This is a genomic window from Alicyclobacillus sp. ALC3, from assembly GCF_028751195.1.
Lineage (GTDB): Bacteria > Bacillota > Bacilli > Alicyclobacillales > Alicyclobacillaceae > Alicyclobacillus_L.
In genome coordinates this window covers 4492272-4518876 of sequence record NZ_CP066784.1, presented here as the reverse complement: position 1 = coordinate 4518876, position 26605 = coordinate 4492272, and the positions used below count along the sequence as shown (strand labels likewise).

At 53.1% G+C, this 26605-nt stretch carries 31 protein-coding genes, 1 pseudogene and 3 riboswitches; of the genes and pseudogenes, 6 read left to right on the top strand and 26 right to left on the bottom strand.

The window, feature by feature from the left end; translation table 11 throughout:
• Positions 1-20 precede the first annotated feature (20 nt).
• The 5 genes and pseudogenes from cobT to JC200_RS21175 all read right to left on the bottom strand — a co-directional run.
• Positions 21-1043: pseudogene (gene cobT / locus JC200_RS24605) on the bottom strand (nicotinate-nucleotide--dimethylbenzimidazole phosphoribosyltransferase); the annotation flags it as partial.
• 120 nt (positions 1044-1163) lie between these two features.
• Positions 1164-1348: riboswitch (cobalamin riboswitch) on the bottom strand.
• Between the two features lie 104 nt (positions 1349-1452).
• Positions 1453-2010, bottom strand: coding sequence for a histidine phosphatase family protein (locus JC200_RS21190; RefSeq protein ID WP_274433705.1), 558 nt, complete (start codon positions 2008-2010; stop codon positions 1453-1455).
• 274 nt (positions 2011-2284) lie between these two features.
• Positions 2285-2914, bottom strand: a complete 630-nt coding sequence (thiE, locus tag JC200_RS21185; protein WP_274433703.1) for a thiamine phosphate synthase — start codon at positions 2912-2914, stop codon at positions 2285-2287.
• 8 nt (positions 2915-2922) lie between these two features.
• On the bottom strand, positions 2923-3825 hold the full coding sequence (gene thiD, locus JC200_RS21180; protein ID WP_274433702.1) for a bifunctional hydroxymethylpyrimidine kinase/phosphomethylpyrimidine kinase: 903 nt from the start codon (positions 3823-3825) through the stop codon (positions 2923-2925).
• A 139-nt stretch (positions 3826-3964) separates the two neighbouring features.
• A riboswitch (TPP riboswitch) is annotated at positions 3965-4065 on the bottom strand.
• A 59-nt stretch (positions 4066-4124) separates the two neighbouring features.
• Positions 4125-5144: a ThiF family adenylyltransferase gene (locus tag JC200_RS21175; RefSeq protein WP_274436621.1), complete on the bottom strand. Its 1020-nt coding sequence runs from the start codon at positions 5142-5144 to the stop codon at positions 4125-4127.
• Between the two features lie 332 nt (positions 5145-5476).
• On the opposite strand from JC200_RS21175, the gene JC200_RS21170 reads away from it, so the two are divergent.
• The 5 genes from JC200_RS21170 (at position 5477) to thiC (ending at position 10368) form a co-directional block, all read left to right on the top strand.
• Positions 5477-6139, top strand: a complete 663-nt coding sequence (locus JC200_RS21170; RefSeq protein ID WP_274433701.1) for a thiamine phosphate synthase — start codon at positions 5477-5479, stop codon at positions 6137-6139.
• Positions 6140-6173: 34 nt separating this feature from the next.
• Positions 6174-7298, top strand: a complete 1125-nt coding sequence (thiO, locus tag JC200_RS21165; RefSeq protein ID WP_274433699.1) for a glycine oxidase ThiO — start codon at positions 6174-6176, stop codon at positions 7296-7298.
• On the top strand, positions 7298-7498 hold the full coding sequence (gene thiS / locus JC200_RS21160; protein WP_274433698.1) for a sulfur carrier protein ThiS: 201 nt from the start codon (positions 7298-7300) through the stop codon (positions 7496-7498). The genes thiO and thiS overlap by 1 nt, the downstream gene beginning before the upstream one ends.
• 79 nt (positions 7499-7577) lie before the next feature.
• Positions 7578-8348, top strand: coding sequence for a thiazole synthase (locus JC200_RS21155; RefSeq protein WP_274436620.1), 771 nt, complete (start codon positions 7578-7580; stop codon positions 8346-8348).
• Positions 8349-8412: 64 nt separating this feature from the next.
• Positions 8413-8522, top strand: a riboswitch (TPP riboswitch).
• An 88-nt stretch (positions 8523-8610) separates the two neighbouring features.
• On the top strand, positions 8611-10368 hold the full coding sequence (gene thiC / locus JC200_RS21150) for a phosphomethylpyrimidine synthase ThiC (RefSeq protein ID WP_274433697.1): 1758 nt from the start codon (positions 8611-8613) through the stop codon (positions 10366-10368).
• Positions 10369-10440: 72 nt separating this feature from the next.
• On the opposite strand, the gene JC200_RS21145 is transcribed toward thiC, so the two are convergent.
• A complete protein-coding gene (locus JC200_RS21145) occupies positions 10441-11802 on the bottom strand; it encodes an IS4 family transposase (RefSeq protein ID WP_274433696.1) in 1362 nt (453 codons plus the stop codon).
• Between the two features lie 276 nt (positions 11803-12078).
• On the opposite strand from JC200_RS21145, the gene JC200_RS21140 reads away from it, so the two are divergent.
• On the top strand, positions 12079-12321 hold the full coding sequence (locus tag JC200_RS21140; protein WP_274433694.1) for a hypothetical protein: 243 nt from the start codon (positions 12079-12081) through the stop codon (positions 12319-12321).
• 360 nt (positions 12322-12681) lie between these two features.
• On the opposite strand, the gene JC200_RS24600 is transcribed toward JC200_RS21140, so the two are convergent.
• The 20 genes from JC200_RS24600 to JC200_RS21050 form a co-directional block, all read right to left on the bottom strand.
• A complete protein-coding gene (locus tag JC200_RS24600) occupies positions 12682-12921 on the bottom strand; it encodes a DUF5348 domain-containing protein (RefSeq protein WP_443111852.1) in 240 nt (79 codons plus the stop codon).
• Positions 12921-13214: an AAA family ATPase gene (locus tag JC200_RS21135; RefSeq protein WP_274433692.1), complete on the bottom strand. Its 294-nt coding sequence runs from the start codon at positions 13212-13214 to the stop codon at positions 12921-12923. The genes JC200_RS24600 and JC200_RS21135 overlap by 1 nt, the downstream gene beginning before the upstream one ends.
• A complete protein-coding gene (locus JC200_RS21130; protein ID WP_274433691.1) occupies positions 13211-13528 on the bottom strand; it encodes an ATP-binding protein in 318 nt (105 codons plus the stop codon). Before JC200_RS21130 ends, JC200_RS21135 begins: the two co-directional genes overlap by 4 nt.
• Positions 13512-14051, bottom strand: coding sequence for a helix-turn-helix domain-containing protein (locus tag JC200_RS21125; protein ID WP_274433689.1), 540 nt, complete (start codon positions 14049-14051; stop codon positions 13512-13514). Before JC200_RS21125 ends, JC200_RS21130 begins: the two co-directional genes overlap by 17 nt.
• 84 nt (positions 14052-14135) lie before the next feature.
• Positions 14136-14696, bottom strand: a complete 561-nt coding sequence (locus JC200_RS24595; RefSeq protein WP_443111931.1) for a DUF6431 domain-containing protein — start codon at positions 14694-14696, stop codon at positions 14136-14138.
• Positions 14697-14984: 288 nt separating this feature from the next.
• Positions 14985-15722, bottom strand: a complete 738-nt coding sequence (locus tag JC200_RS21120) for a tyrosine-type recombinase/integrase (RefSeq protein ID WP_274433688.1) — start codon at positions 15720-15722, stop codon at positions 14985-14987.
• A 54-nt stretch (positions 15723-15776) separates the two neighbouring features.
• The gene (locus JC200_RS21115; protein WP_274433686.1) at positions 15777-16283 is read right to left on the bottom strand and encodes a prepilin peptidase; all 507 of its coding nucleotides are present in this window, start codon (positions 16281-16283) and stop codon (positions 15777-15779) included.
• A 77-nt stretch (positions 16284-16360) separates the two neighbouring features.
• Positions 16361-17575 carry an Ig-like domain-containing protein gene (locus JC200_RS21110; RefSeq protein ID WP_274433685.1) on the bottom strand — a complete coding sequence of 405 codons (1215 nt, stop codon included), beginning with the start codon at positions 17573-17575 and terminating at the stop codon, positions 16361-16363.
• Positions 17572-18804: a hypothetical protein gene (locus JC200_RS21105; RefSeq protein ID WP_274433683.1), complete on the bottom strand. Its 1233-nt coding sequence runs from the start codon at positions 18802-18804 to the stop codon at positions 17572-17574. The genes JC200_RS21110 and JC200_RS21105 overlap by 4 nt, the downstream gene beginning before the upstream one ends.
• A 1-nt stretch (position 18805) precedes the next feature.
• Entirely contained in the window at positions 18806-19318 is a 513-nt protein-coding gene (locus tag JC200_RS21100) for a hypothetical protein (protein ID WP_274433682.1), read from the bottom strand.
• Positions 19315-19770, bottom strand: coding sequence for a hypothetical protein (locus JC200_RS21095; RefSeq protein ID WP_274433681.1), 456 nt, complete (start codon positions 19768-19770; stop codon positions 19315-19317). Before JC200_RS21095 ends, JC200_RS21100 begins: the two co-directional genes overlap by 4 nt.
• Before the next feature lie 72 nt (positions 19771-19842).
• On the bottom strand, positions 19843-20139 hold the full coding sequence (locus JC200_RS21090) for a hypothetical protein (RefSeq protein ID WP_274433680.1): 297 nt from the start codon (positions 20137-20139) through the stop codon (positions 19843-19845).
• A 22-nt stretch (positions 20140-20161) separates the two neighbouring features.
• Entirely contained in the window at positions 20162-20353 is a 192-nt protein-coding gene (locus JC200_RS21085) for a hypothetical protein (protein WP_274433679.1), read from the bottom strand.
• A gap of 69 nt (positions 20354-20422) precedes the next feature.
• On the bottom strand, positions 20423-21235 hold the full coding sequence (locus JC200_RS21080; protein ID WP_274433678.1) for a hypothetical protein: 813 nt from the start codon (positions 21233-21235) through the stop codon (positions 20423-20425).
• Positions 21236-21248: 13 nt separating this feature from the next.
• A complete protein-coding gene (locus JC200_RS21075; protein WP_274433677.1) occupies positions 21249-22160 on the bottom strand; it encodes a hypothetical protein in 912 nt (303 codons plus the stop codon).
• A 14-nt stretch (positions 22161-22174) separates the two neighbouring features.
• On the bottom strand, positions 22175-23485 hold the full coding sequence (locus JC200_RS21070; RefSeq protein ID WP_274433676.1) for an ATPase, T2SS/T4P/T4SS family: 1311 nt from the start codon (positions 23483-23485) through the stop codon (positions 22175-22177).
• The gene (locus JC200_RS21065) at positions 23485-23895 is read right to left on the bottom strand and encodes a hypothetical protein (RefSeq protein ID WP_274433674.1); all 411 of its coding nucleotides are present in this window, start codon (positions 23893-23895) and stop codon (positions 23485-23487) included. The genes JC200_RS21070 and JC200_RS21065 overlap by 1 nt, the downstream gene beginning before the upstream one ends.
• Positions 23840-24244 carry an SAF domain-containing protein gene (locus tag JC200_RS21060; protein ID WP_274433673.1) on the bottom strand — a complete coding sequence of 135 codons (405 nt, stop codon included), beginning with the start codon at positions 24242-24244 and terminating at the stop codon, positions 23840-23842. Before JC200_RS21060 ends, JC200_RS21065 begins: the two co-directional genes overlap by 56 nt.
• Positions 24241-25473, bottom strand: a complete 1233-nt coding sequence (locus JC200_RS21055) for a ParA family protein (RefSeq protein ID WP_274433671.1) — start codon at positions 25471-25473, stop codon at positions 24241-24243. The genes JC200_RS21060 and JC200_RS21055 overlap by 4 nt, the downstream gene beginning before the upstream one ends.
• A complete protein-coding gene (locus tag JC200_RS21050; protein WP_274433670.1) occupies positions 25451-26584 on the bottom strand; it encodes a hypothetical protein in 1134 nt (377 codons plus the stop codon). The genes JC200_RS21055 and JC200_RS21050 overlap by 23 nt, the downstream gene beginning before the upstream one ends.
• Positions 26585-26605: the final 21 nt, after the last annotated feature.

Below are 26605 nucleotides of genomic sequence, written 5' to 3'. Positions count from 1 at the left end.
CGATGAGGGTTTGATACCCTCGCGTCTTCAAATGTTGCAGTCTCCGCCATGACCTGACACATGTTTCGAATTACAGGCAGTACAGACAATGCCCCAGACCCTTCACCGAGGTGCATGCCCCACTTTACCAACGGCTCGAGGCCGATCGCAGCTAGTGCGTAAGCATGCGCCGGTTCAGAAGACTCGTGAGAAGCAATCAGGTAGTCCTTGACAGCGGGGTTCAATTTACAAGCAAAGAGTGCCGCAGCTGTTGTAATAACGCCATCAAGCAGTACAGGGATACGATGATAAGCACAGGCAAGATAGGCTCCTGCCATGGCCCCAATTTCAAATCCGCCAAATTTCCTAAACACGTCCCAGGGGTCCTTCGAATCCGGAGACAAGTGTTTTACCGCTACCTCAATGAGTTGAGTCTTCAACCGCTTCTGCTCCGTGGATATACCAGTGCCGTCACCAACTAGAAGCCCGGGAAAAAGCTCTAGAAAAACGGAGAGCAAAGCGGTACTTGAAGTGGTATTCGCGATGCCCATCTCCCCGACAACAAAGATGTCAGCCCCCTGGCTGACGTGTTTCTCAACAGCTTCAATTCCAATTTCCACACACCTTTGCGCCTGGTCAATGGTCATGGCAGGCTCATTAACAAAATTTTTTGTGCCGGGCCCAACCTTTTGAACCAGTACATCCGGGTGACGAACGCGTGAACGGATCCCTACATCTATGACCTGAAGAGGTATATTTTGAGCCCGGGCCAGCACGCTGCTCACAGCGCTGCCCATGCACATGTTGACCACCATTTGTTCAGTCACTTCATCTTTGTACGCAGACACACCCTCGGCGCTGATCCCATGATCAGCAGCAAAGATGAGTGCATGAGGAGAGTGAAGAGCAGGGATGACCCGTTCCGTCATAGAAGCCAGTCGAAGAATGATATTTTCAAGTGTCCCCAAGCTGCCAATCGGCTTTGTGAGGTCGTCGAGTCGGTGACGCGCTCTTTCGGTGACCTCCTTGTTTTGTGGTGGAATATCACCTAAGACGCGATTCAACGCAGATGTCAAAATCTACTCCTCCAAGTCAAAATGATATGAAAAAAGCTATCTCCAACGGAGATAGCTGTCATGCACGCATTTTTCACGAGTGACACTCACCTATCGTCCGTAGGCTATGGTCGAACAACAGGAAAGGCAGGTCTCCTGGCTTAGGATCATTGTCCGTAGTTCACCTTCCCAAACATATATGTTCAGTGGCGTCGAACCGGACTCACCCTTACAGTGGCGGGACCGCACCGGACTTTTACCGGTTTCCCTATTTTGTTCACTTCTCAGCGAACACCTTTCCTGACTATGAGGTTGTCTTCAGTATGCTTTCATCGTAATCCCAACAGATGCCCCTGTCTACTACTGAGGAAACTTTAAGGATATGAACACCAATTGTCCTTTCTACGCAGAGATACTCTTAAGATATGTCTATTTCTACAACAGAACCATTCGCTACAATCTGTGGAAAATCATCTATTCTCGTGATCTGGGTGGATTTAGTGGAAGTTGTTCTGGTCATCATGGTAAGTAAACGAATCACGCTTCCGTGCGTAACCAGTAAAATACGCTCCTCAGAATACTGTTTTGTGAGTCTCCTTAGTCCTGCTTCTAGGCGCTCTCGAAAACTCGACATCCGTTCGATGCCAGGAAACTTATCCAGCATCTCGATGTCAGCAATCTGAAACTGTTTATAAACTTCATCTCTCCGTAGACCTTCGAAGATACCAAAAGCTCGTTCTGCAAAAGGAGATTCTTTTACAAGAGGAAGACCCAGCCACACTGAGCAAAGTTCGGCTGACTGAACTGCTCGTCGTAAAGGGCTGGTAATAACCATTGAGTAAGGGTACTCCACTCGAGTAGAGAATCGGACAATTTGTTGCTTACCTGTCTGGTTAAGTGGAACATCTTTTTGCCCTTGTACACGTCCTTCGAGATTCCAGTCCGTCTGCCCGTGACGTAACAGATGAATTTTCATTTCCGGCCCCCAGAAATTCTTTTGGTTCTACATGCCCGTTTGTTTCGTCCGCAAATACTGCTGCGGGCGGCCCATGGTTTTTCCACCCCGTAGCATACCTGCTCTCTTCCCGGCAGACAGCGTGATCTGAACGTCCTCCGAAATCCCGATTTGAAATTCGTGAACATTAGCAAACTGTCGAACTGAGCATCAAAAACGAGGTGGTCGGAAATTCCAGCCACCTCGTGCTATTTTGGTAGCCCGTTTACGCACACAAACCTTTGATTCTTGGCCATTAAGTGAGAAACTGCTTTAGTTCGACACTCGCTCTACGGGGGTCTTCTGCGTGTAAAATGGCAGATACGACAGCGACGCCGTCTGCACCTGCTTCCACGACTGATTTTAAATTGTTTAATGCAATGCCCCCTATGCCAACGACCGGGATTGAAACATATTGTGTAATCGCGGCCAATCCGTCGATCCCGCACATATCCGCATCTGACTTAGACCGCGTCGGGAATACAGCACCGACGCCCAAGTAATCTGCCCCGTCCCGCTCAGCAGTCTTTGCTTCTTCGAGCGTACATGTCGACACGCCAATGAGTTTATCTCCCAGCAACCTCCGCGCATCTCGGCAAGAGATGTCGCTTTGTCCCACGTGAACTCCATCCGCTTGGGTAAGTAACGCAATGTCCACTCTGTCATTCACAATGTACAATGCACCAAAAGATTTCGTAAGTTCTCGAATGCCATGACCGAGTTCAACAAGCTCTCGGCCGTCATCGTGCTTCCTGCGCAGTTGTACGGTCGTTACGCCACCCTCAAGCGCATTTCGAACGGTTGTAAGAAGTCGTTCTGGTGAACTCTTGTCGTCGGTTACCAAATACAACGCGAGTCTTTTCCGCAAATCGCGAATGGATGCCATATCTTTATCTACTCTCCTCGTACCCATCGTCCATTTCGAAACACGTAGAACGCAGATGACATCGGTTCAAATCTAGCAGGAATTGGGGCGGATTGGTCCGTCGGGCCATGCCCTTCACCTACATCCCACGTTTTCGCCCGTTTCACGGCTTCATATATAAAGGCTTTCGCCATACCTACGGCTTCCAAAATCGATGCTCCTCGAGCCAACATTGAGGTTATCGCGGAAGAAAACGTACAACCAGTCCCGTGCGTCTTGTACGTGTCCACTCTTTCTGACGCAAAATAGGTAAATTCACCACCTACATACACGAGATCCACGACTAAATTCGGGGCATCCTTTATCCAGTCTGGTGGCATATGGCCGCCTTTGACGATGACTGCCCGTGGCCCGAGAGCTGCAATATCGATAGCGGCGCGGTGACAGTCCTCAAAATCACGAATAGAGTATCCGCACAACTCTTCAGCCTCTACCACGTTCGGTGTAATGACCATTGCCAAAGGCAACAGTTCGTCCTTGAGTATCTCGACGGATTCTTGTCGAAGTAGAGGAGTCCCGCCCTTCGCAACCATCACTGGGTCCACTACTACTTTTTCAATGTCTATTTCTCGAAGAAAAGAAGCAACCGTATGTATAATCTTAGTGTTGGCAAGCATGCCCGTCTTCACGACGTCTATCCCAAGATCCGTGTACACGGACTCCAATTGAAGTCGCACAAATTCGGGGGGTACTTCATAAACCCCCTGTACGCCGTTTGTATTTTGTGCGGTCAGGGATGTCAACACTGACATTCCGTAGACTTGGAACTGATGCATGGTTTTCAGATCTGCCTGAATCCCAGCACCGCCTCCACTGTCCGAACCCGCAATGGTAAGCGCCCTGACAACATGGCCCTGTTTCGTTCGAATCATGATGCCATCAAAACGCGTTCAGAGGAATCGAGAAATGAGTTGTATTGCGTTCGAGGTTCATTCAAAAACGACATGCAAAAAGCCTCCTTATCATAGAGGCCTCAGGGGACAGGAAGCTCCGAATCCACAGGAACGCCGTGACGGACTTCTGCCACTTTCCTACGCTGGTATTATCCAGATCAGGTGCTCAGGGTCCAAGGAGACTCCCTGTCTCAGCATATTGCCCCCCTAGTGGCTCTATTCGGTTAGGGTCAATATATCACGAATCATGAATTTTATAGCAATGCTTCTTGCCTAAACTACATGCCGATGTACCGTGCATATAGGCTGCGGGCAATCACTTCGTCTTCCACCCCGTGAATAAGGGCTCGCCCGTCAGCGAACAACGTAATTTGGGTGCCTCCAAAATCGCATCTCAAAAGATGCGCATTGTGGCGAACGTGTCCAAGTTGGGACAACCGACTGGCCATCTCATCAAGCTTTAAATGAAATCCACCAGAAGGGGAAACTTGAATTGTCCTTCTTCCACACATAGAGACAGTCAGACTGTCTGAGTTCGGCTGAAGCGAATCAAACTGTCTATCATGACAACAAGAGCAGTTCATTCTCGGATTGCCCATTTGAACACTGCGAAACTCATTGCCCCAAACATCGATATGGATCAGGGCATCATTAAGCGCCTCTACATTTCCAGTCAGATATTTTATGGTCTCTGCAACTTGAAACGAAGCGATGATAGATACAACAGGCGCTATCACACCGACAGTGTCGCATGTGTCGTGGTTTCCGCCTAACTCCGCTCCAAATAGACATACAAGACATGGTGTCTTTCCAGGGCGAAAGAAGGAGGTAGTTCCATATGAGCTTACCGCACCGCCGTAGGACCAAGGAATGTTATGTTTTACTGAAACGTCGTTGATGAGGTATCTGACTTGGAAATTGTCGGTTCCGTCAAGAATAACATCCACGTTGGTAAGAAGAGTCTCAGCGTTTCGCCAAGTCACATCCTCAATCACAGCCTCGATGGTTATGTCTCGATTGGCGTCTCGCAATTTCTCAGCCGCCGCAACCGCTTTGGCTTGACCTTCCTCCGCGTCCACTTCGTCATACAGAGACTGTCGCTGAAGGTTGGATGGCTCAATCACATCCCTGTCAATCAACCGCACGAATCCAACGCCCGCTCGTACAAGTTGAGTCGCCAATACCGTTCCAAAGGCGCCAACGCCTACAATCGCAACTCGAGCCTCAGACAACTTTGTTTGCCCTTCAATCCCAATTGGACGAAATAGGATTTGTCGTGAGTACCGTTCATTTTGCATGGGCATACGCGTGTCTCTCCCCTTCATTGACACGTTTCCATCCATCAGCATATGAATCGCCGTGAATGGCTTAGTTCTACCTGAATTTAAACCATTGCGCAAGGTAACGTTTGGGCGGTGGCGTAAAAGCGATCTTGACGGTATTACCGCCTGCATGATAGCCTAAGTCCGTCTTTGCGATGAATTCCGGAACGTAATGGTTAAGCCGGCGCGAAGTCCATAGACTTGCACAATCGATGCAACACACCAAGGCAAGGTGTCGTTTGTTGGGTTCAAATTGGAAACCCGCCGTACCTATTGATTAGGCACGGCTTTTTTCATTGAGGTGAAAAATGAGCGCAGTCCTGCATGTCATCAGTGATAGAACCAGGCACCGCTCACCTTTGCTCGAGACTCTTGTCCGCTCAGCCGAAGGTGGTGCTGATGTCATTCAAATTCGAGAAAAGAAAGCCCCCGTGTCGGAGACCTACTCCTTGGTCACGGAGTTACAGCGGCAGCTCTTCGCCAAACAACAGTCACCAGCGGTTTTTGTCAATGACCGAGTCGATGTCGCATTCGCCGCCAATCTCGCTGGGGTACACCTAGCTTCGAAGTCTCTGCCCATTCCGGTGGTTGACCAGTTGCGCCGACGGGTAAATTGGTCGGGACAAATTGGTTGCTCGGTGCACAGTCTCGACGAAGCGCTAGCCGCTGAACAGGCGGGAGCGGACTATGTCACATTTGGACATATCTATGCGAGCGAATCTCATCCAGGGATGCCTCCACGCGGTTTATATGCGCTACGCAGAGTGGTCGATGCGTTGTCTATCCCGGTTATCGCCATCGGAGGGATCGATCGCTCTAATCTTGCCCCTGTTTTGGAAACCAACTGTAGCGGCGTCGCCGTGATCGGAGCTGTGGTCAGCGCCGCCAACCCTCTCGAGGCCACTAGAACCTTAAAAGAGATCATCAATGATTCACCTACGCTTCCGAAAATCCCATTTGCACGGCATTAGGGCGTATCGGACAGAGGAAAGGAGGAGTCCCATCATGACTGAATCGTTTGACGTTGTTGTCATTGGCGGAGGTGTGATTGGAATGACCAGTGCTTGGCGTCTTGCTCAAACCGGTCGACGTGTGCTGTTGCTGGAGCGGGATCGTACTGGTGCCGAAGCATCAAGCGCGGCTGCAGGCATGCTAGGCGCACAATTGGAGGTGTCTGAACCTGGGCCTTTCTACGAACTCTGTCTGGAAAGTCGCTCGCTGTACCAGGCCTTTATTGATGAGTTGCTTGAATACACGGGTGTCGATGCTCAGTTGAACCACAACGGGATCTATCAAATAGCGTTCTCACAAGAAGAGGTTCACGCTTTACATCGGCGAATGGAATGGCAAGTTCGAGGAGGTGCGCGTGCCGAGTTCCTGAGCAGCACCGAGGTAACTAACGAGGAACCTATCGTAGCGGAAAACTATGGGGCCCTACACCTCCCAGATGACAGCAATATTAATGCTTCCCTTCTCACCCGAGCACTCTCCATCGCAGTGACACAAACTTGTACCGTGGTTGAAGGAGCGGAAGTCACGACTGTCCAACGTCAGAGCGCTGCGGGCTACGTCGTCTCTACCCAAAGTCAGACGTACTTCGCTGGTGCCGTTGTTGTCGCTGCAGGCGCCTGGGCACAACGTTTATTGCCATCCTTTCCAGGAAAAATTCAACCAGTCAAGGGTCAACTCTTAGCCATTCGTCCACGGCAAGGAACGTTAAAACATACCATCTTCAATGATCACGCTTACCTGGTTCCCAAACAAGACGGAACCATCGTGGTCGGGGCCACCGAGGACAGAGAGGCTGGATATAATCGAGACGTCACCGTTGATGCCATCCAATATCTGCTCTCTTCCGTCAAACGAATATCCCCCGCACTCTGCGATGCCGTGTTTGAACAGAGTTGGATTGGACTTCGTCCGGGCTCTTCCGATCCCCACCCGTGGATTGGCCAACTTGCAGCATCGCCTGGCCTTCATGTCGCAGTCGGACATTTCCGAAACGGTATTCTGCTTGCCCCTGTGACCGCCAATATGCTGGTCGACTCCGTAGAGGGTCGCCCATGGCCGACTCACTGGCAAGCATTCCAACCAGAACGCGCATCTGTAGAAAGCGGGGTGACACGATGATGGACATCTATGTCAATGGCAAAACCAGATCGATTGAGGAGAACACCACCGTCGAGCAGCTAATCGAGCAACTTGATCTGGCTCACGAGCGGATTGCCATCGAACACAACCGAAGCATTCTTGAAGCAGCCCAGTTTTTCAATATCATTCTAAAAGCGGGAGATACCGTGGAGATTGTCCGGTTTGTGGGTGGAGGCTGAATGATTGAATCTTTTAACTGAACGACTATCTACACGCAGCACGCAATAGATAAGGGAGGAATCGTGCGTGGAAAACTTAATGATTGCGGGTCGCAGCTTTCAATCCCGGCTAATGGTTGGCACGGGAAAATACAGCACGTTCAGCCAAATGAAAGACGCGCTTGATGCGTCTGGAGCGGAAATCGTCACTGTCGCCGTTCGTCGTGTCAATCTGGATCAACGCGAGGAATCCTTGCTAGCGTATATAAATCTCGATAAATACTTTCTATTGCCAAACACAGCGGGTTGCAAAACCGCTGAAGAAGCAGTTCGCACGGCTCGTCTAGCCCGTGCCGCTGGCTTGTCCAACTGGGTGAAACTTGAGGTCATCCCCGACGACGGCACACTGTTGCCGGACCCAGTAGCCACAGTGGAAGCGGCGGAAATGTTAGTCAAAGAAGGGTTCGTCGTCTTACCGTACACCTCCGATGACCATCACGTGGCTCGGCGCTTGCTCGACGTGGGCTGCGCGACCATCATGCCCTTTGGATCGGCCATTGGAACAGGACAAGGACTGCCAAACCCAGAACGGTTGAAGCGCATTATTGATATGGTCGCAGGACGTGTCCCCGTCGTCATCGATGCTGGGATTGGAGCTCCATCGGACGCCTCACTCGCTATGGAACTCGGCGCCGATGCAGTCCTTATCAATACTGCCATCGCAAAGTCTGCCAATCCGGTTCAAATGGCGAAGGCCATGGCGATGGGTGTTGAAGGGGGACGTCTTGCCTATCTATCCGGCCGTATTCCACGCACGGAAGTGGCCTCTCCGAGCAGCCCTGAGGCTGGCCTCGTCGGTTCGCCATCCTAGGACGACACACTCAATTTCGAGGTTGTCGGTTTTCAAGAACGATGATATCTTTAAGCCATAACTTTATAAGTCATACGGGAGCTCGGCAAACCGGGCTGAGAGGGCGAATGGATGGTCGCCGACCGTTAACCTGATCTGGATAATGCCAGCGTAGGGATTGTGTTGCACATGTTATTGGTTGTGCAGACCGCCGCGATCGCTATCCGGCGGTCTTTTTGGTTTCGCAGAAGAAGCAAAGCATGTTGACCAGGGAGGCTAGAACATGTCCGAAAACACTTCATTCTTTCCAAACAGTCAGAAGATCTACGTAACGGGTTCCCGACCAGACATTCGAGTCCCGATGCGAGAAATTCAATTGTCGGCGACCACAGGCCGATTTGGTGAGCAAGCGAATAATCCAGTACGCGTGTATGATACCAGTGGTATTTATACGGACGTCAATGCCACAACGGACATTCGACAGGGACTGCACCCATTCCGGCTGGAATGGATTTTAGAGCGTAGAGATGTTGAAGAGTACGAAGGGCGTAAAATCCGGCCGATAGACGATGGCATGAAGGGTGACAGAATCAGAGACAATCAAGAGGTGTTCCCTGGATTAATGCGCAAACCTCTTCGCGCAAAGCCAGGTAAAATCGTCACTCAAATGCATTACGCAAAACAAGGTATCATCACACCAGAGATGGAATTTATCGCAATTCGCGAGGGTATGGAGCCTGAATTTGTACGTAAAGAAGTCGCGGAAGGCCGCGCAATTATTCCTTCCAACATCAATCACCCTGAAAGTGAACCGATGATCATCGGACGCAACTTCCACGTTAAGATCAATGCGAATATTGGGAACTCTGCGGTCGCGTCCTCCATTGAAGAAGAAGTCGATAAGATGAAATGGGCAACGCTATGGGGAGCCGATACAGTTATGGATTTATCAACGGGGAAGAACATTCATACGACCCGTGAGTGGATCATTCGAAACTCTCCCGTGCCTATCGGTACAGTACCTATTTACCAGGCTCTCGAAAAAGTCGGTGGAGAAGCCGAAGCATTAACCTGGGAAATCTATCGCGACACGCTCATTGAACAAGCTGAACAAGGCGTAGACTACTTCACCATTCATGCAGGTGTATTACTGAGATACATCCCATTGACTGCGAAGCGCGTGACTGGGATTGTATCCCGAGGCGGTTCAATTATGGCTGCCTGGTGCTTAGCACACCATCAGGAGAGCTTCCTCTACACGCACTTTGAAGAGATTTGCGAAATTTTGAAGGCATACGATGTGTCGTTTTCCTTGGGTGACGGTCTTCGTCCAGGCTCGATTGCAGACGCAAACGACGAAGCCCAGTTTGCAGAACTTGAGACACTCGGTGAATTGACTAAGATTGCATGGAAACATGACGTTCAAGTCATGATTGAGGGTCCTGGTCACGTACCCATGCACAAAATCAAGGAAAACGTAGATCGTCAAATGGAAGTGTGTCACGAGGCTCCTTTTTATACGCTTGGTCCACTGACGACCGACATTGCTCCTGGATATGACCACATCACTTCAGCAATTGGTGCAGCAATGATTGGCTGGTACGGCACTGCCATGCTGTGTTATGTGACCCCCAAGGAGCATCTGGGACTTCCGAACAAAGACGACGTGAAGGAAGGCGTCATTACTTATAAAATCGCCGCACATGCAGCTGATTTGGCAAAAGGACATCCAAACGCGCAGCACCGTGACGATGCCTTGTCCAAAGCACGTTTTGAATTCCGTTGGCACGACCAATTTAATCTGTCTTTAGACCCTCAGCGAGCCATTGCCTTTCACGACGAAACGCTCCCTGCGGAGCCTGCCAAAACAGCTCATTTTTGCTCAATGTGTAGTCCAAAGTTCTGTAGCATGCGAATCACACAAGATATACGTGAGTATGCTCACAGTAAGGGTCTTAGTGTAGAAACAGCTCTTACTGCCGGGCTGAATGAAAAATCGGAAGAATTTCGTCAGTCAGGTGGCCAAATTTATCAGGGATAACAACACAAACGAGGTGGCCAAATATCGTTATAGACCACCTCGTTATTTTTTACGAACTCAAGTTTCGCACCCTTAGGCAACTAGTTTTTCCTTGATAGAGCTGGGTAAATGGGTGATAAACTGTTTAACAATCATGTCGATCACGTTGTCATTTTGGACATCTGCGGTCTTCATGATGGACCTCAGTAGTTCAATCAACAGACGCATGGCGTCAGCGAACCGGATGTCGTCGAGCTCGTCGCAGCAATCGAAGAAGAGAGCCCCTATCGTTCTTGGATCCTGTTCGTCCCGAGCTGCTGTTGCCAGCATGATGTACCGCGTGAAAACGATGGTGGTATGGGCAAACATCTGGTCGTACGTGCGTCCCTGCAGTTCCTTTGCCAATCGCAGATTGGATTTGCTGACCTTGAAGAAGCACTCAATGTCCCACCGCTTGCCGTAGATGCGAATCACTTCGTCGTCTGACAGGCTTGTATCCGTGGAAAGAAGTGCGAGCCATTGACGGGAGCGGTTCCTGTCTCGTACAAACACAATCTTGACAGGAATCGGGTTGCCATTCTCATCCTGACCAATCGCGACAATTACAGAGGCAAGGATCTTCGCCCGTCCACGGCGCTTTCTCAAAGCAGAGTAAAGCTCTTTGAGCGTCAAGCGACGTCCTTTGTATTCGTACCGAACTTTGGGCACAGCTTTGAGCATGCACACCACATGCATCGAATGCTCCAATGCCTTTAGAATGACTGCCGGATACGCAAACCAGCTGTCAAATAGCAGGTATTTTGCGGTAATGCCCATAGCTTGTGCCTGGGTCAGCAACTCAAACAGAGCGTCTGTTGCCTTTTGCATGCTCTCTTTTCGACGCTTGTAACCGCAAGTACGTTTGTCGATGGAATCTTCCACATCACAGAGGCGATTGCGCTCATTCTCAGAGCTGAGCAATGAAAAGGCGAGCGGCACGAATGAGTTTCCATCCGACCAACCAAGTGTCAGCATTCGGAAGCCACGAACAAATTTGTGAGACACATGATCGTAGACCCTGGCGAGTAATTCAACTTTCTTGCTCCGACTGCGACTGAACAGCGAATCGTCGACAATGAACACGTCTGCCCTGTCATCTGAAGTGAGTTGAGACAGTTGCTGTACGACGGCAGCACTAAGCAACAGCAAAAACCGACGCCAGTTGTGCCGGGGAGAATTCAGGAAACGATACACAGTGTCTTTTCCAAATGATTTGTCCCCAGACTGCTTTAGCCAACGGTTCAGACTTCGCTGAGTGAATACGAGGCTGAAAATGACCCGAAATGAATCCAGCACAGCAATACCCGCTTGCTTAGTGATATTCGACTGCTTTAGGAGCCTTGCGATTTTGTATTGCTTGAAGAAGGCAAAAACCATAGATTGGAGTTGATCTTGGTGCTCAGGTTCACGTACCATTATGGCAAACATCCTCTTTTCTGTAGATTGTTGTCTCGACAACTCCAGTCTACCAGAAAATGAGGGTGTTTTGACTTTTTCAATGCCCGAAAACCCTGTTGTACCAAGGGTTCACCGGCTCAGTCGGGGTGCGAAACTTGAGTTACGAACTTAATGCAATGATTGTAGATATAATTCTACCTGCTGGATAAGATCCGTATTTTTGTCCATACGGTCGTCAATTTCCATAGTCGTCGCAACGCAGTTTATTCCATCTTGATGCTTGATTAAACAACGGTGGCGCTGTTCTCGTTCAATGAAGAGGAGCAAAAACAGGTCGTTCAGGAATTTGTAGATAGGATTGTCATCCTCCCCTCCAAGTCCATTGACGACTTTGAAGCAGAAGTTACGTACAAGTTTTTTGAAGGGAAAAACGGCTCTAAAACAGGCAAAAACCCATCTCCGGTTGGAGACAGGTTTTTCAATGGTGGAGGCGAGGCTCCTCCGTCCGAAATCCTCAAATACACGTTGTATGTGTGATGGAGGATTGATAACCGTGAACACCCTCTCGCAGCGCAGTCTGTCAGACCTTGAGTGGTTTATCAAGCATGAACTTTTAAGCCATAAAAACTGCGGCACGAGCGCTAGGATGAAGTTGCATGACCTCCTGCAAAGCGAAGAGTCCCTTTCCGTGTACTGCGACTCCAGTGTCAAGAATGAATGCTTTCATCTTGGAGTTTGTATTGTGGGACTTGGTGTATGCCTGTCCCCGCTCAGATTGTTTGTCGGTGAAATTCCAGATGACAATGACATCTGGAAACACCGTGCATGCTGGGCGAAGTGACGGTAAAGACAGAATAGGCCTGCCGCTGCAGGCCTCATGAACGTTTTGTTGAACCGCTACCACGGAAGGGGGGCGGCATAAGTGCACTTGCGTTTTAGCACGAAGGATACGCGTCTTCGTGGGTCCTGCTGAAGGATTACATACCAGCCCTCGTCACAGAACTCCATTCTCCCAGGGTAGTATCTGTCTCCCACTCGTAATTCTACGGCATAGCCACAGTGTAGAGGACACTCCGTCTCCTCGTTCATGAAATACCACCGTCCGAAAAGTGGACTGAACTCAAGATGCCCTTTCATTACCCGTTCACCTCCATCCATGCTCGTTCCCCGTGGCTTGTGTCCACAACCTGTTCTTCACGGGTTGCCGCGTCCAGTAACGCACCACGGCACAACGTATTCATCATTCTCAGATTCCCCTGACTCGTCTTCGCAATCAGTTTCACTGCATCTGCGGAAAAGATGATTTTCTCCTCGCCAACATAAGCCAGCTGTTTTGAGATATAGTCATGAACCTCGGATTCAGTCAGTCCAGTCATGTGGTAACGGATTTGAATACGTCCCGACAACGCAGAAAGAATTCGAAGCTTCATCGTTTCCCGCGGTTCACTCTGACCCACCACCAAAGGGAAATCGGAGAAAAAGAGTCTGCTTTAAAGTTGTTCAGGAACCCAAATTCAGCAAGCATCTGCGGGTCTAGGTCTTGGGCTTCGTCTACGACAATGACAACTTGGCGACCTTTCTGGTAGCTCTCTTCGAGCACCTGGTGAGTGAGTACTTGGTTGTCCACCTGCCGGAATTTTGGTTGAATCTGTAGGCGTTCCAGGATGACACGGTATAGGGTCTTTGGTGTCAGTCCTGCGGCAATATACAAGAATCGGTACCGACTATCATCCATTCGTTTCATGACAGCGCGGGATTCGAAGTGAATCACAGACGTCACACTGCCAGATTTCATGCACTTCGTTCGCGGTATACCGCTGCCACGTCCGCTGTTTACGAAGCGTCTTTGCTCGCTCAGCTCCTGCTTTGCGCAGGTGGGCCGCAAGCGTACTCCGACGAACGAATTCCTCGGGTGCCAATCCCTCTGTTTCAAGCATGACAATCAGCTGTTCCACTGTACGTAGAGGCTGCTCCTTACGTAGAGCTATCGCTCGTTCAATCACGCTCTGTGGGAGCACACGTGGACGGCTGTGATCCGCTCGCTTTTCTGGATACAGAGCATCCAATCCATCTTTCCGGTAGCTGGCTAAGTACCGCTCCAACGTTCGTTCTGAGAATTGCCGCACCTCTCCATTTGGCAATGTGTATGTTTGCTTCACTGTCGCCTCAAGCATCGCTTTCTGTGCACCGCGTGGGGATTGCTGAAGTAGCGGAGCAATCAACCTATAGCGAAACAGAGCGATTTGCCGTCGCATCTCATCATCCATGTCGACCTTCTCCTTCCAATCTGAGATATCCTCATATTGGCGCGGGCCTTCTGAAGATCGTTTTGTGTGGGGTGAATTAGAAAACTAAGAGGAATCCCCTGGGAAAAGACCATACGACACCCTGTTCACCGACATCGAAGGAGCAAACAGACAGACTACCTGCCGCTGCCGGTTCCAAACTCCACTGTGGCAATCGTCTCCAAGCAACCTCAATCGGTCGTAGTATGCACATGCCCTGACATCACGCACGTGAAGACGCAGTGGCGGTAGCTGAACATCGGGTAATTGACGCTGAATAAGGCTAGAAAAGTGTGCAAGCATATCGCGGACTTGCTCGCTGACACGAGAGAACCATGCTCTTGCGGAGGATTCACTGAGTGAGACACCCAGTTCTGCGAGGGTTGAAAGAACAAACTCAAATGTAGCGGTCCCGGCGATTAAACTCGTGACAAGGTCCTGGATCAGGAGCGTGTATCGTTGAAAAGGGGCGACAAAAGAGGGGAGCAGAGCGAATGTACGTTTACAACTCGGGCATTGACGTCGTTGAATCCATAGATGGTGACGTACCTCACCCAGGTCAAACGGCCGACGCAAATAGTAAGCGTGGACGTATGTACAAAGGTGTCGGCAGTAAATGCAAGGCATGTCTTGCGGGAGTATGCGATGGACCAGGTTGGCATAATCATCTGGATTGACAGACTCACAATCAACACATACGATAGGCATACAAGAGTGCCATTTCGGCCTCGAATTAGGGAATGGAAGGGAAGGCGGCCAAACCTTTTTTATACCCTTCCGTTACCCTGCGCAGATGGAAACGCCACCTGGACCTACTCGGCTCAGATGGCGTTTTCTCCATTTATCGACAAATTCCTGCACTCTTGGATTTCGACACGCATTCATAGTCAACTTGCCGACAATGACGACAAATAATCAGGGCGTAAACACCCCCTGATTGAGCAAGACAGTGGCGAGCGTGTGGCGCATTTTATGGGGATATACCGTGGATTGTATTTCGGAGCGGTTGGCGATGCGCTTAAAAATGTACTCAATCTGATGAATGGACATCCGGTGCGGCTTCCTTTCCGTCACAAACAGCGCTGCATCCATATCATCACGATGTTTGAGATACCTTTGCAGCCAAATGCGGGCCTTTGAGCCAAAGTACACCTCCCGTTCCTTGTTTCCCTTCCCGATGACGTTTACACAGCCGCGCTGCCAATCGATTGCGCTTTGGTCCAGCTTTTGGACCTCCCCCACTCGACAGCCCGTGGCGAAGAAAAACTCCACCAACGCGTGCTCCAAGACGCTGGTGCAGGAATCCCGAAGCATTTCAAGTTCATCCATGGTGAGCGCCTTCGGCACGCGTTTGCCAAGCTTCGGTTCCTTCAGCTTCAAGGTCGGATTGCGTACGAGGAGTTCCTCTTCTACCAGCCACTTAAACAGACTCTTAATGGCACGCACTTTATGCCCGAGACTGCTCGGTTTTAGATGCATGTGGCGTTGTACATGTTCCCGTAGACATTCTAATGTGATCGTGCCGATCTCAACATCGCCGATGTCTCGAATTAGCAGGTTGTGCTGAACCCGATAAGCCCGGATGGTGTATCGAGAAAATCCCTCCTGTGCACGGAGGGATAGATACCGACTTGACGCATCAGACAATCGCATGACAAACCCCTCCCCAGAGACGCAATCAGTGAAAGGCTATACGTCTCTTTCATTTCACATGAACGACAAAGTCGCAAAGATGAAGGTCGACGCCGTCAGGACGAAGACAGCCACGGGTAAGCCCGGTTTGGAGACATGTCGGGTCTGTCGAACCCGGTCCTTCTTTAAGGCGGTGCTGTAGACCTTGGCCATAAGCATGGCCAGCCACCAGATCACAAGTGTGGGCAGCACGCCAAGTGCTGCCCCATAGACCATCGCCATTTTCCAGTCTCCCTGGCCCCATACCTTATAAATCGTGGGCAGGAGCATCACCAGCCCGGTGAGAAAAACGGCGATAAATGCACTAATAGATGCCCCAGACCAAACCTGTAGTCCAAGCAAAACTACCAAGCCTGAGAGATTCCATACGTTCGGGATCCGGCGCTCTCTTGCATCAAACCATGCTGCAACCGCCGTGAAGCCAAGCAGCGTCAGCCAGATTACCTGAGCATGCAGTGTGCGGGGCACCCCCATCATCGGCGGGTTCCCGAACACTGCCCGCAAAATAGTTTCGGAGAGCAAGCGCTCACCTCCCTGCCTATATCGCGAATGACGTGTTGTTTCCTCGGTTGTGCATGTTTTGCAGCGGTGGGTCATTGTCACTGCAGATTGCCCACGAGGTCATTTACCGGCGAGAGGTCCCAAACGCAGGATATGCTGTCTGGGCCAACACTCCACTGCGTGTTCTGCTGGTCCGTCGCGTCAAAGATGAACGTCCCACCGTTCTGAATCCAGGCGTCGATCTGCGGCATCATTTGTTCCAGGTTCTGCTCAAACCACCCCGCCTGCACCGCGTCCACCACAATCGTTCCATACTGATTGATATCCGAGATATTCGGCGTGGAGAGGGAACTCATCGTCGCAGTAGGTATTGCCTGCTTGATGGCGTCCACTGCCTGTGCGCTGTTGCCCCAATTGACGCCGTCGTAGAGCAGCAGAATCGGCTTTTTGGCCGGTTCCAGAAAGTCGTGGATGACATTGTTCCACTCCGTTGTCGCCCAACTGTCGTTGTCGTAGTAAAACTCGACCGTCTGCGTGTCGACCAATACCTGACCATCTCCGTACTGGAAATAGGCGGCCGTTGGCTGTGAACCATTACTGGCCAGAATCCGCGCGTTTTGCGGAAGATGGGTGAGGTACATATGCGACGCCCAATCCCCACTCCACTGCGATGGCATGCCGTTCATAATGGGGCCACTGACCAACTGGTTGCTGATCACAGGCACGGTCGTCGTGGCGGATGCCCCTGCCCCTGTTGCGGTAACCTTGTACGTACCAGGAGTGCTTGGGGCGATGAAGGTTGCGGAAAAGTTCCCCGCTGTGTCGGTCTTCACCTCACTGGGCTGTATCGTGCCACCGGTGGCCCCAAGCCTCACCGCTTGATTGGCCACAGGCTTTTCGTCCGAGGTAAGCCGCCCCTGTACCTGGTAGCGCTGACCGACAAGCGCAGCACTTGTCTGTTGCTCATAAACGGCCTCTCTACTTCCTTCTTGCAGGATGTACTCCGTTGCAGCCGTGTTCCACGACGAGGGGGTGGACTGAATATACCCTGTACTCTGCCACGCCGACGAATCCGCTGTAGACGCAAGGACTTTCCCACTCGGGTCTGTCATCTTCAAGTCCATAAAAGCTGGTTGCATGCCCGACCCACCAAATCCATCCGTGTTCAGGCCTTCGATCACGACGTCATTTTGCCCGGGCTCCAGTTGAACCGGTATCTGCTCGGCATTGCTTGAAAACATCGGAATCCCTGCGAACTCGGAAGCACTCGCGCCATACGACCCGTTTGACATCGCCACCGGTTTACCGTTCACGTAGATGACTTCAAAATCATCGACCCATCCGTCAGACGCAGCGTCCGGAGACTGATGTCAGCCGTTTCCGCAGCAGGTACCGTAATCGCCGTATGGTCGAACTGCACGCCGTTCGGAAAGTTGGGGTTTTGGCCGACCCAAACATCCATCGCCGAGTCTGCGTTCCAAAGCGTGTGGTCGCCACCAGAACCGGCTTGCGCTGCATACGGGAAGCTCATATTGATGGGCAGCTGCGAGAATGCGTAGAACGGAAAGTCGGTCACGTTGCCGTTCCAGGCGTTCACCGCGCCACTTGGTAAACTCAAGTTTGGCGTCGGAACGTCCACCTGAAGTACCAAGTGAGGGCTTTCCACTGTGAAGCTCATCTGTTTTGTTACACCGTCCGCCATCACGGTCACCGTCACGGTGCCAGTCGTCTTTGCTGTATAAGGGATGGAGAAATGCCCCGTTTCGTCCGTGTACACTACGTATTCACTCGGATTGTCAGCATACGCTGTCCCGTCGAGCGTGCCCGATGTCACGGAGACATTCACGGCCTGATTCGCGAGTGGTTGCCCGGCAAAGCTGACTTGTCCGGTAAACGTTGCCTGCGCCCCTGCGACGAGGTCGGAGACCTGGTTCAGCGTCAGGGACGGCAACGGTGCACTTGGTGGGTAAACCACGCGGTCGCTCCCTGTGTCGCCAGTCTGTGGATTGGTCACCTGGACCGTCAACGCGTCCCCCGGTGTAAATACCCAGCTTCCTTTTCCATCCGACCAATGGCTCACATCCGACTGGCCATATCTTGCAAACCCGCTGATTTCTATCCGATCGTTACGCCAAAGCGACACGATGGGATGGACGCCGTATGGGCTTGCCTCCCCTGCCACCCATCCCCGCGTGTCATCCGCGATCGTGATCGATCCGTTCCCGGACGCCGGTGGGTTTCCGAATCCGTAGCCGGAGATGACAAGTTCTGGCCCCCACGTCGACGTCTTCCAAGACACGGTCGTGATATGCGGATTGACGGCACCGGGAATAATCGGGACGCTCGTGTCATTGGCCCATCCGGAGACGTACGGTGTTACGGAAGGCGCCTGCCCCCATAGTGTCTGCGCCATCTTGGCATTCGACTTGATCCCCGTGGATACATGGTGATTGAGGCTTGTCCACGCCGCTGGAAGGAATGCGACGGTCAAAACCCCAATCCCAAACAGTGCCCACAGCAGCATGCGTGTTTCCCGTTCCATCTCACGATCCCCCCTCTCCCACAACCTTGTATTCCACCGGTACGTGAACGCGCATGGGTACGGAGAGCGCCTGGAGACCCGGAGCACGCGCTGCAGCAGCCTCTAGAAAGACTGGCAGAAACGATCCGGTCGCGGTTACCGTTACCCGGTTTCCTGTCACAGACGTCTGGCAATGGAGGTTGTCGAACACCTTGTTCAGATGCATATCGGCAGTTTCTGTGGCAAACGTCTGCTGTGCTGCAGATGCATAGGAACCACCCAGTGTCCATCCCGCAGAAGTCAAAAAGCCCGTACCGGAGGCGGTCACAGACTGCGTTACCTCGTCCTGCGCAGCGAGTGCTGCGGCTGCTGTCGCTCTGCGAAGTTCGGTCCCTGCTGCAAGGCCGGACGCAATCCACGCGAGGATGAGCAGCAGGACCATGCCAACCGTCACCGTCAGAAAGGCAAAATTGAGGCTGAACGTATAGCCGTCCTCTCGTGACAACCATGTCGCAACTCGACGTGCAACCCTCATCCGGAACCCACCCCTGTGTACTGCACTTCATTCCACAAAGAAGCTGATGCGGTCATCGGGAGCGTCGCCTGAAGCACCGGTCCACCAAACAGAGTGAGCGCTCGGTCGAAAGGGACAGGGGCGCTGTATTGAATCACGACATAGGCGTTTTCGGACGTCGGTGTCGCGTCCACCGCCACCCCGGTCTCCTGACTCCCGTCCGGGATCACGGATACCGATACGAGGGTTTGCCCATTCCACGACGTCGGGACGTGTTCTGAAGCCAGGTCCGCATTCACCTCGTTTTGTACCGCGCTGACGCTTCCCGTGATCGCGTACACCCGGGCGGCGTCTTGCGCAACGGTGTCCATTTTCAGTTTGGTACTGACGAGCGGTGGTGCGAGGATCACTATCACGGCGACGGCAAAGCTAACGCAGATGGCAAACAGTGTGGTAATCAGGTTGCTTGGCAAAGGGATTCACCCCCTAGAAAAAACTTGAGGGGCAGACCGATCACGTCTGCCCCCAAAATCACTGCTTTTGAGTTAAGGTGCCTTGTAGCCGCCGCTTCCCACCGAAGACGTCCCCACTTGCAGCGATCCGCTCTCCGCTTGTTGCGCCAATTGTGTCAATCCACTCTGCGAAGACAGGCTCGTCGACGCGGTCGCGACCCCGCCTTGGGCTTGCGTCAACAGGTGCCCGATCATGAAATAGGCAATGCCTGCAATGAGTGTCACGGCGATGATGCCCACCAGCCACCACAGGCCTCGATTCGTATTCTCCTCCGCCGTGTTGGCGTCTGTGGCCAGCACCCACGTCATGGCTCGTTTCCAGCTCTTCATCAACAATTCGCCTCCCGATGATTCAAAAAAGGTTGGTGAGATCTTTGACCATGGCTTGCAAGTCTCCGGACAACGCTGCCCAGATGAGACCCGCCGCGACTAGCACAACGACCGTCGAAAAGATCCAGAACCCGACCATGGTCACGTATTCGTCCATGATGCCTCCGTCGTCTCCCTGCAGAAAACGCCAAACCCGCCTCAGGACATTCATCACACGCAAATCACCTCCCCCAAAAGCATCGCTCACCGCTGCACCCCGTGGGTGCCAAGGGGGTGCCAACCCTCAGCCAAGACTCCACGCACTAAACAGGTGCATGGCAAACGTCAGCATGGCGTAGATCGCAAATCCAAATCCCGGCATCGCGATGAGCAAGGTCGCGTACATCGCCACCTCCAGTTGCACCTTTCCGTAGCGTTCGGCGGCCAGAGCATCCCGCATCTTCATATCGAGGTGCATGCTGCGAAAGAGCGCATCCGCGACCGGCGTGCCGTTTCGCTCTGACTCCGAAACGAGGGATGCCAGTTCATGAAGTTGAGGGACGCCCGTCGAGTCCGCCAACGCCTCGAGTGCGCCTGGCAAGGTCGTGAACCGCTTTTGGGCATTCACCTCTCGTAGTTTGTCTCGGATCGGGGCATCGAGCCGAACGGCCAAGGTTGCAAAGGTGTCGGACAGCGTGGCACCCGCTCGCATCAGAAACGCGAGCAGGACCTCGGTGACACGCGTTTGCCTCGTCAACTTGCGAACATGGGCACGAGCCGATATGCGAGCGTAGAGAAGTGGCGCAGCCCAAATGGCTGGAATGAGAAACAGGAGCGTCCAGTACCGCAGGAGGAGTGCAGAGGCGAGAACCAGTGCTGAGAAGAGAATCACGAGCCGCGCCCAGAATGCGGCCTGTTCCGGTGAACCGAGGGCTGCTGCCTCTTGTCGAAGCAACGCCATGTAGGAACGGGGCCGCCGCTGCTTGACTGTGACAAGCGGACCATGCAACACGCGCTGACGAAACTCCTGCCATGCCCGTGTTCTCCACTGCCAGAAACAAAACCACGAAAACATCACGAGTGCACCGAACCCGGCAGACACCCAAGTGAGATTCATGTATCATCCCCTCCTATACCTCGATCACTTGGCTGCGACGAATGATGAGATACAGCCCCAACGTCATTACAGCGAGCGTGATCCAGAAGAAAAACCGCGTGACTTCGCTCATATGCGGGGATACGAACGGGTACGCGACAAGAAAGCTGCCCGTCAGCATCCCGTAGAACCAGTAACCCCCTGTTCGCTGATGAGCGGTTTCCGCCCGGATGCGCCGGACGTATTCCAGTTCCTTCCCCTGAATCTCCGCCATGTCAAGCCAGAGTTGGTCGAGCGGGACGTTGTATTTCTTCGCTTCCCGCGTCGCCAGCGCAAAGTGCGCGATGTCCTCGATGCCAAGCCCATTCGCCCAGTGGACAAACGCGTCCTCAGGGGTCGCGAATTGTGGGGAGGCCATCAAATGGCATAACGCCAGCAGGCGCCTGCGAAGCGGGGCAAACCGGAGGGTGTCCGTCATGCGCCAGAGCGCCTCGTCCAGTTGGCCCGTCGCGGCCAGCACATGCACGCCCCGCTCCACACCCTGGCGCAAAAAGGTGTTCAGGATCTCCTCCCGACGACGTCTTGCCAGGCGGGCAAAATGCCGTTCATAAAGCAACATCGAAACGCCGAGGCTGAGCACCATGCCAAAGAGCACATAGTAGTGAAGGAGCCACGTGACCGCGAAACAGACGAAGAAAAGGACCGCGATGTGTGCCAGCGCGGTCCGCTCGGTGTACGGCTTATCGAGGATCTGGTAGTGTGCCAAAATCCGGTCCATGTACCTCGACCATAGGCTTCGTTGACTTCGTCTTTGCGTTCGCTCCTCCACCACATCCCGAAATCGCGCCCGCCATTCTGCATTCCGAAGTTCGCGGCCCAGGAGCCCAAACACCACAGCGAACGTCACGGATAAGCCAAATAACCGTGCAGCCAAAAGTTCATGCATCGATACCCCCTCCTTCACGTCGCGATCCGATACAGGCGCACCGGTTGTTCGTTTCTCGGCAGCGCCACCTCAATGCCCTCAACACTGGCCCGTTCCCGCATCGCGTCGGTGATGCCATGGAATTGGAACCGATCCAATCCGGCGTCATACGTCAGGATGGGCTGCCAACGTAGTGCGTGCTTTTCAAAATCGAATCCGAGGATTTCACCGATTTCCGTGATCCGCTTACCAAAGCGGGTATCTCGAAGCGTGAGCACAAACCGGATCTTGTCCCCCATCATGCCCGCGATGTTGAGGTACGAAGCGCGGGACGGCGCACCGTCCGCCGCCTCCAACAGGAACCTGGTCAGCACCCCTTCCACCCCGGTGTTCAGTCCCACATGGCTGTGAAACGTGGTTCCCGTCTGGCGACGGACAATCAGGCTCATGCGCAGGAACAGGTACGCAATCTCTGCCGAGCGGACTTCGCCGATAAACTCGTTGTCAGCGTTCATTCGCAGTGAATTGATCAGGTTTCTCGCCATGTCGATGCGACCCTTCCCCTCGTGATTCTCCGCTCGATCGGTGAGCCGTATGGCCCATTCACAGAGCGGAGCCATTTCAGGCAGTTCCTCAATCACCAGATTCAACTGTCCAGTCGGGATATCGCCTGTCATCGCATTCATCAAGGTGGTCTTCCCGGATCCCACCCCGCCGGACACGATAAAGCTGTCACCAAGGTGCATCATGAGCCGGATGAACGCACGCGTGTCCGCGTCCATGAGACCGAGGCTCACCAGATCGTCGAGGCTGAACGGGTAAATCGGCTTGCGGATACTGACGATCGTTCTCGGCTCCGTCACGATGCGTCCCTCTTCGTCCCGGACGGTGTAACGCGTTCCCGGACCCCCCACTACGTTCATGCGGTACCCACCACGCAGGATCGCATCCGCCAAGGGATCGGACTGTGCGTAGACATAGGGCGTACCGTCGAGTTGCCGGTCAATGAATTCACCAAGGGCAGACTCCGATGGGAAGTGTGCCTGCGGGTGCTCAAATTTCTTGCCGTTTCGCTGTACAAGAGTCGTCGTACCGATGACATGGACGTCGGTGACAAGCGGGTCCTCCATGACGGACTGCAGGACATCAAATCGGAACCAGGTGTTGAGCAGGTTCGTGATCACCTCTTCCCGATGCTCTGCCGGAACAAAGGTGTCCGGTTGTGCGCACAGGCGGTACAAAAACGCATGCATGTCCGTTCTGGTTAGCCCGGGCTCTTGTAACCTAGGGTGATTCACCACAACCGCCTTCAATTGCTCGATGTATCGATTCATACGTTCGTCCATCAATGCCCGCCCCCAATCCCAGAGAACGCAGACGTCTTGCTCGCCTTTGGACCAGATGTGGTCACCTGCGTGGAAGAACCAGATCCTTCTGCGGACACGCCGGAGGGCACGGTCGACAGTGGCAAGGAACCAGGTGCGTGAAACGAGTTGTTTTGCGGGATAAGAGCCACCTGCACGCTGTTGTTGAGAATCGCGGGAGCGAGGACCCGGTAATTCTTCTGACTCACAAAGATGAGGAGCGCGGTGGGCGTTCCGCCTTTGGCGGGCTGCAGCACATTTAAGACAGGGACCGGTTCGATGGTCGTGAGCGTCTTCGACGGGCCGTTTTGCTGTGGAATCAATAGCGCGATCTGTTCACCCGGGTTGACGACGGACGCGAGAGGTGTTTGAACAGGGAGTGACATCAGCATGCCCGTTTGTCCGGTGCGTTCCGTGTACTGTGTTAAAAAGGTCGAGAAACTCAGCACCGGAGGCATTCAGGTCGCCAGCGGTGACCGGATCCCCCTTTGGCACGGAATACGACAGGTAGCGGCCCACCACCGTCGCTTCGTTCGTCGAGAGACCCGCGATGCCGCTCGTTTTTGGCACTGTCACGGTCGCCACGTCAGTTTTGTGAATGCGCGTGTACGGATAGAGGGTGTGGGTTGCAACGACCACCGTCTCCGTGTTAAGCGCTCGGTGAAGTGCAAATGCCCCGATCACTCCCGCCAACACGGCACACGCCACACCGACACCAAAGGAAAGCGTGCTCTTTCTCACTTGGACACCACCTCCCGAATCTTGCCAAGCCGAAACTTTGGCCGACGACTCTCCGATCCTTTCAAGACCCGAAGCGCACCTTGCAGGTGCTCCATGGCGTCGGAGATCTTGCGACTTCCTGCGAGCGGTGATGCAGTCATCAGATCCCGGTACAATTTGTGGTCCTCCGGAATGTATACCCGGTCCGACAGAATGTGGGCTTCATCGAGCAGGCGAATCGCACGCCGGTGTTCCGATACATTTTTGCGGACCCGATTGACAGCCACGACCACGCGTTCTGGCGTCTTCAGGTGACGAACCAGTTCGTACTCCTCCATGAATCGCGCAAATGCCATCCACTCCGGCGTCATGACAAATACCACCCGGTCCGCAAATTCAAGCGCCGTGTAGGTAGCGGCGGCAGAGGGGCTGGTGTCAATGAGCGTGACATCGAAGTAGCGGCTAAACTGTGCAACCACCTGGCCAAGTGTCTGGTCGTCCAAACCGTCCCGAGCACGGCCACTCGGCAACAGGTACCACCCATCCACAGCACACAGGGATTCTTTGAACGCAGTCTCGTCCATTTGTGCCGGTAGTCTCGTGAAATCATCGGTTGTGAGCCCGGACGATTGGTGCTGGATGGACAGCAAATTGCCTTTCGGGTCGAGGTCAATCACCCCGACCGTCAGTCCACGCTTCGACAGGGACCGTGCCAAAAGCGCTGTCAACGTGGATTTCCCCACCCCACCCCTGGCGCTGTGAATGCAAATGACCCGTCCGCGTAACAGCGGTTCCGGGTCATTCGACGGCTCGATGAGGTTGTCACGCGTTCGTTCTGGGTTCGGTGGACGATGGCGCTTTAAGATCGCTTCAAGCGGTGTCATAGGTAGTGTTGATTCTACAGACGCTTGTTCTGGATCTGGCTCTCGAATCCACCGCTTGAGATATTCCATGGGCAAGGGATATGCCACCACATCCACGCAACCACGTTCCTTGGCGATTTGGTACGCGGTATCGTCTTCCGTTTCTGAAGCTACGTAAATGAACGGACAGTCGAGGCCAGACGCTCGAAGCTGCTCCAGTACCTGCGCGGGCCAGTCATGGCGGGCGAGTACGAGAGCGACCTTTGTCAGGTCTACCTGTGCGAATTGGTCCTCATGATCCACCGCACGGAGTTCCAGTCCCGCATGCTCGGCTGCAGCACGAGCAGCCGCCTGTTGGACACGGTCAGTCTCCAGCAACAAGAGCATGTGGCTCACCTCCCTTTCCCGTGGTGCGATTCGGATCCATGTAACGGGTTGAAATCCGTTCGACGACCGGCAGAAACGCCTCGGCAAAGCGCGGATCGAGATCAACTAGGGGGGTACGCATGCGCATGGCATGAAACTGGCGGGGTTCGTGTGGAATATAGACCATAGAATCTGCGCGCCCCGGGGCTATGCCCGTCGAGGCATGATTGACGATGCACATCACACGGTCCAACATATCCAGGCGTTGTAGGGTATCCTTCAGTTGATTGGTGTCGGGCCATGTCACGAGCAAGATAATGTCAATCTCTGACACAAGTGTGTCCCCGTCCGCTCTGGTGTCAAGAATCACGCGATAGCCTTTCGGGGGAGCGGCGTCATAGATGTGAGATGCGAGCGGCTCTTCGCACCAGCCACGAAGGGGCTCGACATGTTCCTCCACAACTGCTGCCTGAAGGTCCCGGCCATGGCACAGGCTCGCCAATTGCAACGCCACAAAACTCTTCCCACATCCGGACTCCCCAAGAATGCGGACGCAAAGCGGTGTCGGGTCTGGCCACACGAACCGGCGTACGGACGGACTGTGACGGCCATCACCTTGCGCGAGCTTCCCTGCCGCCCCGGGTTGAAACAACGCGTCGAATTGTGGAGAAGTCGTATCCTCAACGTCATCAAGAGGTTCCCAGACAAACGGCTCACCGTCTCCCTCGAATACATCAACCAGTTTCGGCGCTTCGACATCCGGGCCTTCATCGCGGCTCAGATAAACCGCAACATCACTGGCCGAACGAGGATGTTTCAGCAATTCATCGAGATCCTGAAGAACCAGTTCATCACCGACAAACAAAAAGTCATAGATGCCAAGCAGGTAAAGCTCTCGTTTGAAGTCATCTGAGGCACGGGCCGATTGTCCGATGAACACCACGCGTACACCCGATTGGCGGACACGTGAAAGCGTCTGAAGCAGCGTATCGCGGTGCGGAAACATCCATTCGCCGATGACGAGTGTATCCTCCGCGTGAAACTCCGTCTCTTGGACCTTTCCAGCGTAGGCGAGCCAGACAGCGCCTTTGAAACGGTCTCTCAGGTCAATCGAAAATGCCAGATACAGCAACGCACATTCTCCTTTCCATCC

Bases quoted from the DNA above. Each gene is read 5' to 3' on its own strand.
- JC200_RS21190 (WP_274433705.1), bottom strand. From the start codon at position 2,010: ATGAAAATTCATCTGTTACGTCACGGGCAGACGGACTGGAATCTCGAA.
- thiE (WP_274433703.1), bottom strand. From the start codon at position 2,914: ATGGCATCCATTCGCGATTTGCGGAAAAGACTCGCGTTGTATTTGGTA.
- thiD (WP_274433702.1), bottom strand. From the start codon at position 3,825: ATGATTCGAACGAAACAGGGCCATGTTGTCAGGGCGCTTACCATTGCG.
- JC200_RS21175 (WP_274436621.1), bottom strand. From the start codon at position 5,144: ATGCAAAATGAACGGTACTCACGACAAATCCTATTTCGTCCAATTGGG.
- JC200_RS21170 (WP_274433701.1), top strand. From the start codon at position 5,477: ATGAGCGCAGTCCTGCATGTCATCAGTGATAGAACCAGGCACCGCTCA.
- thiO (WP_274433699.1), top strand. From the start codon at position 6,174: ATGACTGAATCGTTTGACGTTGTTGTCATTGGCGGAGGTGTGATTGGA.
- thiS (WP_274433698.1), top strand. From the start codon at position 7,298: ATGGACATCTATGTCAATGGCAAAACCAGATCGATTGAGGAGAACACC.
- JC200_RS21155 (WP_274436620.1), top strand. From the start codon at position 7,578: ATGATTGCGGGTCGCAGCTTTCAATCCCGGCTAATGGTTGGCACGGGA.
- thiC (WP_274433697.1), top strand. From the start codon at position 8,611: ATGTCCGAAAACACTTCATTCTTTCCAAACAGTCAGAAGATCTACGTA.
- JC200_RS21145 (WP_274433696.1), bottom strand. From the start codon at position 11,802: ATGGTACGTGAACCTGAGCACCAAGATCAACTCCAATCTATGGTTTTT.
- JC200_RS24600 (WP_443111852.1), bottom strand. From the start codon at position 12,921: ATGAAAGGGCATCTTGAGTTCAGTCCACTTTTCGGACGGTGGTATTTC.
- JC200_RS21135 (WP_274433692.1), bottom strand. From the start codon at position 13,214: ATGAAGCTTCGAATTCTTTCTGCGTTGTCGGGACGTATTCAAATCCGT.
- JC200_RS21130 (WP_274433691.1), bottom strand. From the start codon at position 13,528: ATGAAACGAATGGATGATAGTCGGTACCGATTCTTGTATATTGCCGCA.
- JC200_RS21125 (WP_274433689.1), bottom strand. From the start codon at position 14,051: ATGGATGATGAGATGCGACGGCAAATCGCTCTGTTTCGCTATAGGTTG.
- JC200_RS24595 (WP_443111931.1), bottom strand. From the start codon at position 14,696: ATGCCTTGCATTTACTGCCGACACCTTTGTACATACGTCCACGCTTAC.
- JC200_RS21120 (WP_274433688.1), bottom strand. From the start codon at position 15,722: ATGCGATTGTCTGATGCGTCAAGTCGGTATCTATCCCTCCGTGCACAG.
- JC200_RS21105 (WP_274433683.1), bottom strand. From the start codon at position 18,804: ATGGAACGGGAAACACGCATGCTGCTGTGGGCACTGTTTGGGATTGGG.
- JC200_RS21100 (WP_274433682.1), bottom strand. From the start codon at position 19,318: ATGAGGGTTGCACGTCGAGTTGCGACATGGTTGTCACGAGAGGACGGC.
- JC200_RS21090 (WP_274433680.1), bottom strand. From the start codon at position 20,139: ATGAAGAGCTGGAAACGAGCCATGACGTGGGTGCTGGCCACAGACGCC.
- JC200_RS21080 (WP_274433678.1), bottom strand. From the start codon at position 21,235: ATGAATCTCACTTGGGTGTCTGCCGGGTTCGGTGCACTCGTGATGTTT.
- JC200_RS21075 (WP_274433677.1), bottom strand. From the start codon at position 22,160: ATGCATGAACTTTTGGCTGCACGGTTATTTGGCTTATCCGTGACGTTC.
- JC200_RS21070 (WP_274433676.1), bottom strand. From the start codon at position 23,485: ATGGACGAACGTATGAATCGATACATCGAGCAATTGAAGGCGGTTGTG.
- JC200_RS21065 (WP_274433674.1), bottom strand. From the start codon at position 23,895: ATGCTGATGTCACTCCCTGTTCAAACACCTCTCGCGTCCGTCGTCAAC.
- JC200_RS21055 (WP_274433671.1), bottom strand. From the start codon at position 25,473: ATGCTCTTGTTGCTGGAGACTGACCGTGTCCAACAGGCGGCTGCTCGT.